Genomic DNA, 8,451 nt, shown 5'->3' with positions numbered 1-8,451 from the left:
GCCTCGGTCCTGTCCGTGTCGATGTCCCATGGGTCAGTCTCCAATGAAAAATGCCCTCCAGACCAACGCCTGGAGGGCACTTCTCGTCGACTCGATGCAGACTATTTACACAGCCTGCGAAGAGCGCTTTCCTTGTGCGGCCCGCCAATTACTTGGGGGTAGCGCCTTGGGTCGACTTGCGCTTGATGCTGCCGTCCTTGTTGCGACGACGCTGGTCGCGCGTTTCAGCACGCTTCTCGCCGGAGGCCGCAGCCTTGTCGGTACCGATGGCGCCGCCTTCGGGGGTCTTGGCTTCGTCGCCAGCAGGACCGGCAACCTTGCCAGCCGGCTTGGCAGCCTTCTTGGCTTCGGCACGTTGCTGCGACTTGCTGTTGGTGGCGTTACCTTGTTCGGGCGTCGTACCAGCCGGGTTTTGGGCATAGGCGCCAGCGGCAAACAGGCCGGCGATCATGACTGCGAGAATTTTGCTCATTGATGATTCCTCTATCGAGAATTGGTTGGAAACGCCTCCCGGCGAGCAGAAGGTCAGCCACTAACGAGGCCGATGGCCTTACGGTTGACAAACGCTTGCTGATGGGTTGCGTCTAAAATGTACAGCGATTTGTTCACGGGCTGTACAGCGAATCCACGCCGTGTCTGAATTCGCTGACAGTCGTCAAAATTAAGTCAAACCTGGAGTCATCCGCCCCTTATGTCCAGTTATCAGCACATCAAAGTCCCGACCGAAGGTCAGAAGATCACGGTCAACACAGACAACTCGCTCAATGTGCCTGACGAACCGGTCATTCCCTACATCGAAGGCGATGGCACCGGGCTGGACATCACGCCCGTCATGTTGAAGGTGGTGGACGCCGCTGTGGCCAAGGCCTACGGCGGCAAGAAAAAGATTCACTGGATGGAGGTCTACGGCGGCGAAAAAGCGACCAGGGTCTACGGCCCCGACGTCTGGCTGCCCGAAGAAACGCTGCAGGCCGTTCGCGATTACGTGATCTCCATCAAGGGTCCGCTCACCACGCCCGTCGGCGGCGGCATCCGCTCGTTGAACGTCGCGCTGCGCCAAGAACTCGACCTTTACGTGTGCCTGCGCCCCATCCGGTACTTCAACGGCGTGCCCAGCCCGGTTCGCGAGCCGCACAAGACCAACATGGTGATCTTTCGCGAGAATTCGGAAGACATCTACGCCGGCATCGAGTTCGAAGCCGAAAGCGACAAGGCCAAGAAGCTCATCAAGTTCCTGCAGGAAGAAATGGGTGTCAAGAAGATCCGCTTCCCGAACACGTCGGGCATCGGCGTCAAGCCCGTGTCGATCGAGGGCACCGAGCGCCTTGTGCGAAAGGCGCTGCAGTACGCCATCGACAACGACAAGTCCAGCGTCACCCTGGTGCACAAGGGCAACATCATGAAGTTCACCGAAGGTGGCTTCCGTGACTGGGGCTACAACCTGGCCGCCAAGGAGTTCGGCGCCGAGCTGATCGACGGCGGCCCGTGGATGAAGTTCAAGAGCCCGAAGACGGGCAAGGACATCACCGTCAAGGACAGCATCGCCGACGCCTTCCTCCAGCAGATCCTGCTGCGTCCCGCCGAGTACAGCGTGATCGCCACGCTCAACCTCAACGGCGACTATGTGTCCGACGCCCTGGCCGCGCAGGTCGGTGGCATCGGCATCGCCCCTGGCGCGAACATGAGCGACACCGTGGCCATGTTCGAGGCCACCCACGGCACGGCCCCCAAGTACGCCGGCAAGGACTATGTGAACCCCGGTTCCGAAATTCTCTCCGCCGAGATGATGCTGCGGCACATGGGCTGGAAGGAAGCGGCCGACCTGATCATCAGTGCGATGGAAAAGTCGATTGCCAGCAAGAAGGTCACCTATGACTTCGCACGCCTGATGGACGGTGCCACGCAGGTGAGCTGCTCTGGCTTTGGTCAGGTCATGATCGACAACATGTAATTGTCTTTCCATTTGCCGATGTCTTGCGACGTCGGTCCAAGGCTCTTGAACTTCCGATGCGGAATTCAAGGGCCTTTTTATTTGTCCTTCGGGCGCGGTGCCTGGTGTCGCCATTGACACTTTAGTAATAGGCAAAGAAGGCGGCACTGGACAAACTTCACGGATCAATTGGCTCCTTTTCTGATTTAACTATTGGTAGAAACTGTGCGTCTTTGGCACCCCTGGAACACATCCAGAATCGCGCTCATTCCAGAAAGCATAGGGAGCGCGGAGTGGGCAAAACAGACTTGTGGACATCGGGTTCGGCGGACAGGTTGCACGGGGCGGTTGCGCCGCGTGCAACGTCTGGAGTCGCGCCATGACGATCGCGCGGCGCGCCCTGTTCGGCAAGCTCAACCTCACGCTGTTTCGCGGCATCGAGTCCGCAACAGCTTTCGCCAGATTGAGAGGCAATCCCTACGTCGAACTGACGCATTGGATTCATCAACTCTGGCAACTCAGCGACAGCGATCTGCATCGCATTTGCCGCCATTACAAAGTCGATTCGCAAGCCGTCGAGAAAGACCTCGCTTCCGCGTTGTCGGCATTGCCTTCGGGTGCCACCGCGCTTTGCGACTTCTCCCATCACATCGAGACCGTCATCGAGCGTGCGTGGGTGCTGTCCAGCCTCGAGTTCGGTGATCGCTGCATCCGAGGCGCCTGGCTGTTGTCGGCGCTGCTGCAGACGCCTGAACTGCGTCGCGCACTGCTCAACATTTCGCCTGCATTCCAGCGCATTCCCGAGAGTCAACTGACCACCGGGCTCGGCGCCCTCATTGTCGGCTCTCCTGAAGACCAGGAGGGCCCGCATGACGGCTCCGGCCTGACGCCTGCGATGACGGGGGAAGCCAGTGGTGCCATGGCCGCTTCATCGACTGGCTCGACTGCGCTGGAAAAGTACTGCACCGATCTGACCGCTCGTGCACGCAGCGAGCAGATCGATCCGGTGATCGGCCGCGCGCATGAAATTCGCACCATGGTCGACATCCTGTTGCGCCGCCGGCAGAACAATCCGTTGCTGACGGGGGAGGCCGGTGTGGGCAAGACGGCAGTGGTCGAAGGGTTGGCCTTGGCCATCGCTGGCGGCCATGTGCCGCCAACGCTGCGCGACGCCCGCCTCCTGAGTCTCGACATCGGGGCGCTGCTGGCCGGTGCCAGCATGCGGGGCGAGTTCGAATCGCGCCTGAAGTCGTTGCTCGACGAGGCGGGAAACTCGGTTCAGCCGGTCATCCTCTTTATCGACGAGGTGCACACCTTGATCGGCGCGGGCGGGCAGGCAGGCACCGGCGATGCGGCGAACCTGCTCAAGCCTGCGCTCGCGCGCGGAACGCTGCGCACCGTGGGTGCGACCACATGGAGCGAGTACAAGCGCCATATCGAGAAGGACCCGGCACTGACCCGGCGCTTCCAGACATTGCAGGTTGCAGAGCCCGAGGAGGCTGCGGCCATCGAGATGGTTCGCGGCCTGGTCGGCACGTTTGCCGTTCATCACGGCGTCACGGTCCTCGACGAGGCGGTGAGGGCCGCAGTCACGCTCTCTCATCGCTACATCCCTGCGCGGCAGCTTCCCGACAAGGCGATCAGCCTTCTCGATACCGCATGTGCGCGCGTGGCCATGTCGCTGCACACGCCGCCGCCGGTCGTGGATCGGCTCCGCGCACAAATTGCGGCGTTGCTGACCGAACTCGACTTGCTGGCACAGGCCCATCTGGTCGTGCAAGGCAGCGAGATCCGGCGCAAGGCGGTCGACATTGCGAAGGCAAGGCTGGGTGTCGCAACCGACGAGCTGGCATCCCAGGAGGCGAGATGGCGAGACGAGTTGGCTGCCGTCCAGCAGATTCATGCATTGAGAAGAAGTGAGGGAGGACGCGAAGAAGAGGCGGGCTGCGCCGGAGGCATGACGCTTCCGGCGCAGCTCATCGCCCTGGAGCAGGTGCTTGTCTCGCGCCAGCAAGACGCGCCGATGATCTTTCCCCAGGTCGACGAATCTGTGGTCGCAGCCATCGTGGCCGACTGGACCGGTATTCCTGTAGGCCGCATGGTGAAGGATGAAGTCGCGGCCGTGTTCAGCTTGCAGTCCAGTCTGGATGCAAGGGTCATCGGACAGAGCCATGCGCTCGCCACGATTGCGGAGCGCATCCAGATTGCACACTCGCGCCTTGCGGACCCGCACAAGCCGGTGGGCGTTTTTCTGCTGGTAGGACCGTCGGGTGTGGGCAAGACCGAAACGGCCTTGGCACTGGCACAGGCCATGTACGGCGGTGAGCAGAACCTCATCACCATCAACATGGGCGAGTTCCAGGAGCCGCACACCGTGTCGACCCTGAAGGGCTCGCCGCCGGGCTATGTGGGCTACGGCGAGGGTGGCGTCCTGACAGAGGCCGTGCGGCGCAAGCCATACAGCGTGATCCTGCTCGACGAGATCGAGAAAGCCCACCCCGACATTCACGAGATCTTCTACCAGGTGTTCGACAAGGGCTGGATGGAAGACGGCGAGGGGAGGCACATCGATTTCAAGAACACCACGATCTTGTTGACAAGCAATACGGGGTCGGAGCTCATTGCGCATCTTTGCGACGGTGTGGCGGTTGTGCCCGACGTTGACGCCCTGCGGGAACAACTGCAACCGATTCTGCGCACCGTCTTTCCAGTCGCATTCCTGGGACGCCTGTCCGTCGTGCCTTATTTGCCTCTCGGCGCGGGCGCTATGGCCGACATCGTTGCACTGCATCTGGCCCGCGTGGTCGATCGCATGCAAGAACAGCACGGCATCGACTTGGCCTACACGTCCGCTCTCGTGGCCGAGATCATCGAGCGCTGCGACACCCGTGAAGCCGGTGCGCGCCGCCTGATCGATTTCATCGAGCAGAAGCTGCTGCCCGTGTTGTCGCGGCAATGGCTCGACGCCTTGCGCGAGCAGCGAACGATCACCCGAATGTCCATCGACGTGAGAGGCAACACGCCTGCCAGCCAGGATTCGCAAGGAGGGGGCGCCATCGTCTGCCATACCGAGTACGCCTGATTTTTTCGGGCTGGCGCGCTGCAATCAACGCTCACGTCCGATTTTCGTTTCGTCTTTTTTTCAGCAGGGAGTTTTCATGGCCAACAACAACAGCAGTCAGAAGTTCATCGCCCGCAATCGGGCGCCACGCGTGCAGATCGAATACGACGTCGAGATCTATGGGTCAGAAAAAAAGATCGAGTTGCCCTTTGTCATGGGCGTTCTTGCCGACCTTTCCGGCAAGCCTGTCGAGGCGCTGCCACCGGTCGCCGAGCGCAAGTTCCTCGACATCGACATCGACAACTTCGACGAGCGCATGAAGGCGATCCAGCCGCGGGCCGCGTTCGCAGTGCCCAACACGCTGACGGGTGAAGGCCAGCTCATGGTCGACATCACCTTCGAAAGCATCGAAGATTTCTCGCCGGCCGCCGTGGCGCGCAAGGTCGAACCGCTCGCCCGACTGCTCGAAGCACGTACCCAACTCGCCAACCTTCAGACCTACATGGACGGCAAGGCCGGGGCTGAGGGTCTGGTCAACAAGCTCCTGCAAGACCCGGCGCTCATGAAGTCGCTGGCCCTGGCGCCCAAGCCTCGCGGCCCGATTGGTGAAGCGCATGCCAGCAACGACGAATCCTCCGCCGAATCGGCATCCTGACTCCATCGCACGGAACAAAAAATGACCATCACCAGCGATCAAGTGCTCCACGCGCCCCAGACGGCACGGTACGACACCCCTTCCGACTTCGCGGCCCTCCTGGACAAGGAGTTCAAGCCCAAGACCGAAGAAGCACGAGATGCCGTCGAAGCGGCGGTACGCACTCTGGCCGAGCAGGCGCTCGTCAACGCAGCGACCATGACGGACGATGCCTACAGCAGCATCGAAGCCATCATTGCCGAGATCGATCGCAAGCTCTCCGAGCAGATCAATCTTGTGCTGCACAAGGAGGACTTCCAGAAGGTCGAGTCGGCCTGGCGCGGCATGCATCACCTGGTCTACAACACCGAGACAGACGAGAAACTGAAGATTCGCTTCATGGACCTGTCGAAGGACGAAATGCGCCGCACCATGCGCCGTCACAAGGGCATCGCATGGGATCAAAGCCCCATCTTCAAGCGCGTCTACGAGGAAGAGTACGGCCAGCTCGGTGGTGAGCCCTACGGTTGCCTGGTGGCCGACTACTACTTTGACCACACGCCGCCCGACGTCGAATTGCTGGGCGCCGTTGCCAAGATCTCGGCCGCATCGCATGCGCCTTTCATTGCAGGATCGGCACCGTCGCTGCTGGGCATGGAGTCGTGGCAGGAGCTTGCGAATCCCCGTGACCTGGCAAAGATCACGTCGAACCTCGAGCATGCGCCCTGGAATTCGTTGCGCAGCACCGAAGACTCGCGCTATGTCGGGCTCGCCATGCCACGCTTCCTCTCGCGACTGCCGTATGGCGCCAAAACCAATCCGGTCGACGAGTTCGACTTCGAGGAGGAAACCGAAGGCGCCGACCACCGCAACTATGTGTGGAGCAATGCGGCCTATGCCATGGCCGTCAACATCAACCGCAGCTTCAAGCTCTACGGGTGGTGCACCATGATCCGCGGCGTGGAATCCGGCGGAACGGTCGAAAACCTGCCGTGCCACACCTTCCCGTCCGATGACGGCGGCTTCGACATGAAGTGCCCGACCGAAATCGCCATCTCCGATCGCCGCGAGGCCGAACTCGCCAAGGCCGGCCTGATTCCGCTGGTGCACCGCAAGAACACCGACCACGCAGCCTTCATCGGTGCGCAATCGATGCAGAAGCCTCAGGAGTACATGGACCCCGATGCAACGGCCAACGCCAACCTTTCGGCTCGGCTGCCCTATCTGTTTGCCAGCACCCGTTTCGCGCACTACCTGAAGTGCATCGTGCGCGACAAGATCGGTTCGTTCAAGGAGCGCGAGGACATGCAGCGCTGGCTCAACGAATGGATCATGCATTACGTCGATGCCGACCCTGCGAACTCGTCGCAGGAGACCAAGGCGCGCAGGCCGCTCGCCGCGGCTGAGGTCGTGGTGGAAGACATCGAGGGCAACCCCGGCTACTACAGCGCCAAGTTTTTCCTGCGTCCGCATTTCCAGCTCGAAGGCCTGACCGTTTCACTTCGGCTCGTGGCCAAGCTGCCATCGCTCAAGGAAGCAGCCTGATCTTCAGCGCTGCACAGCATTCGAGGAAGTGGCACGCAGATGCCACCGGCCAATCCGTTCAACGCGCCGCCAAGAGCGCTTGAGCATCTGTCACATCACAAAACAAGTTCAGGGAGTTTTCATGGCACAAGACATTTTTCTGAAGATCAACGGCATCGAAGGTGAGTCGCAGGACACCGACCACAAGAACGAAATCGAGGTGCTTGCCTTCAACTGGAAAGCCTTCCAGGAATCCACCATGCATGCAGGTTCTGGCGGCGGCGCTGGCAAGGCCACCGTCGAAGACCTCGAGTTCGACCACTACGTGGACCGATCGAGCCCCAACCTCATGAAGTATTGCCTCACGGGCAAGCACATCCAGGAGGCGAAGCTCACGGTTCGCAAGGCCGGCGGCAATCCACTGGAGTACCTGAAGTTCACGTTCTCCGACGTGATCATCACGGCCATCCAGCCTTTCGGCTCGAACGCCGACGAGATGCGCGTCAAGGAACGCGTGCGGCTGTCCTTCTCGAAGATCAAGCAGGAGTACGCGGTGCAGAACGCGCAAGGCGGTAGTGGCGGCGCGGTAACGGCCGGCTACGACATCAAGGGCAACAAGGAGTCCTGAGTCGTTTTCGCTCGGTTCCCGGGGTCTTCTCCAGGGATTCCCGGTTCGGTTCGGGTCGCGCACGTTGCTGTGCGGCCCGGCTTCGCTCTGGCTTTTCGACGAATAGACGTCGCTCTTCACTCTGCCTCATATGGTCTTCAACGTGCCCGGTCTCCGGTGGCTTCCAGTCGTGCGTTCGTGCGTGGTCATGGCGCTCACGCTGGCCATGGTGCTGCCTTCCCGCGCCCAGTTCTCATATCCCAGGGAGCAGACCAAGCTCGACATCACCATCACGGCAGACGCAGGGCTCAACCCCGACGACAAAGGCAGGGCGGCCCCGATCCTTGTGCGCATCTACGAATTGAAGTCCGAGGGCACCTTCGAATCGGCCGATTACTTTTCGCTCAACGCCAACGACAAGAGCGTCATTGGCAGCGACCTGCTGGTTCGCGACGAATTCATCCTCCGGCCGGGAGACGTCAGGACCCTGCGTCGCAAGTCGCACCCCGACCTGACCGCCATCGGCGTCATTGCGGGCTACCGAGAGCTTGCGCAAGCCGACTGGCGCGCGGTACTGAAGATCGATCCCGCACCCGAAGTCGCCTGGTACCGGTCGGTCATGCCGGCCAACAAGGTCAGGCTGCAGATCGACTTGCAGCCCAAGGGCATCCAGCTCATCACCATCAAGTGAGCCT

Annotated in this window: 7 protein-coding genes; 6 read left to right on the top strand and 1 reads right to left on the bottom strand. The window is 61.1% G+C overall.

Translation table 11 applies throughout. The features are described 5' to 3' along the window. Positions 1-148 precede the first annotated feature (148 nt). Positions 149-472 (bottom strand): cell envelope biogenesis protein TolA, encoded by a 324-nt coding sequence (locus ACSFA5_RS31335; RefSeq protein ID WP_435447954.1) that lies wholly within the window; start codon positions 470-472, stop codon positions 149-151. A 219-nt stretch (positions 473-691) separates the two neighbouring features. Here ACSFA5_RS31335 and icd point away from each other — a divergent pair, with 219 nt between their 5' ends. The 6 genes from icd to tssJ all read left to right on the top strand — a co-directional run bounded on the left by icd (position 692) and on the right by tssJ (position 8,447). Further along, positions 692-1,951, top strand: coding sequence for an NADP-dependent isocitrate dehydrogenase (icd, locus tag ACSFA5_RS31330; RefSeq protein WP_435447953.1), 1,260 nt, complete (start codon positions 692-694; stop codon positions 1,949-1,951). 358 nt (positions 1,952-2,309) lie between these two features. Beyond that, entirely contained in the window at positions 2,310-5,012 is a 2,703-nt protein-coding gene (tssH, locus tag ACSFA5_RS31325; RefSeq protein ID WP_435447952.1) for a type VI secretion system ATPase TssH, read from the top strand. A 76-nt stretch (positions 5,013-5,088) separates the two neighbouring features. Then, positions 5,089-5,646 (top strand): type VI secretion system contractile sheath small subunit, encoded by a 558-nt coding sequence (tssB, locus tag ACSFA5_RS31320; protein ID WP_435447951.1) that lies wholly within the window; start codon positions 5,089-5,091, stop codon positions 5,644-5,646. A 21-nt stretch (positions 5,647-5,667) separates the two neighbouring features. Beyond that, on the top strand, positions 5,668-7,170 hold the full coding sequence (gene tssC / locus ACSFA5_RS31315; protein WP_435447950.1) for a type VI secretion system contractile sheath large subunit: 1,503 nt from the start codon (positions 5,668-5,670) through the stop codon (positions 7,168-7,170). 121 nt (positions 7,171-7,291) lie between these two features. Continuing rightward, positions 7,292-7,777: an Hcp family type VI secretion system effector gene (locus ACSFA5_RS31310; RefSeq protein ID WP_435447949.1), complete on the top strand. Its 486-nt coding sequence runs from the start codon at positions 7,292-7,294 to the stop codon at positions 7,775-7,777. A 130-nt stretch (positions 7,778-7,907) separates the two neighbouring features. After that, positions 7,908-8,447 carry a type VI secretion system lipoprotein TssJ gene (gene tssJ / locus ACSFA5_RS31305; protein ID WP_435447948.1) on the top strand — a complete coding sequence of 180 codons (540 nt, stop codon included), beginning with the start codon at positions 7,908-7,910 and terminating at the stop codon, positions 8,445-8,447. The last annotated feature ends 4 nt before the right edge of the window (positions 8,448-8,451 follow it).

This window comes from Variovorax monticola (assembly GCF_051216855.1).
GTDB lineage: Bacteria > Pseudomonadota > Gammaproteobacteria > Burkholderiales > Burkholderiaceae_C > Variovorax.
The sequence above is the reverse complement of the archived record's forward strand: the minus strand, read 5'-3'. Positions and strand labels throughout refer to the sequence as shown.

What these genes read in the sequence shown, in the direction of transcription:
- ACSFA5_RS31335 (WP_435447954.1), bottom strand. Translation starts at nt 472, where the DNA reads ATGAGCAAAATTCTCGCAGTCATGATCGCCGGCCTGTTTGCCGCTGGC.
- icd (WP_435447953.1), top strand. Translation starts at nt 692, where the DNA reads ATGTCCAGTTATCAGCACATCAAAGTCCCGACCGAAGGTCAGAAGATC.
- tssH (WP_435447952.1), top strand. Translation starts at nt 2,310, where the DNA reads ATGACGATCGCGCGGCGCGCCCTGTTCGGCAAGCTCAACCTCACGCTG.
- tssB (WP_435447951.1), top strand. Translation starts at nt 5,089, where the DNA reads ATGGCCAACAACAACAGCAGTCAGAAGTTCATCGCCCGCAATCGGGCG.
- tssC (WP_435447950.1), top strand. Translation starts at nt 5,668, where the DNA reads ATGACCATCACCAGCGATCAAGTGCTCCACGCGCCCCAGACGGCACGG.
- ACSFA5_RS31310 (WP_435447949.1), top strand. Translation starts at nt 7,292, where the DNA reads ATGGCACAAGACATTTTTCTGAAGATCAACGGCATCGAAGGTGAGTCG.
- tssJ (WP_435447948.1), top strand. Translation starts at nt 7,908, where the DNA reads ATGGTCTTCAACGTGCCCGGTCTCCGGTGGCTTCCAGTCGTGCGTTCG.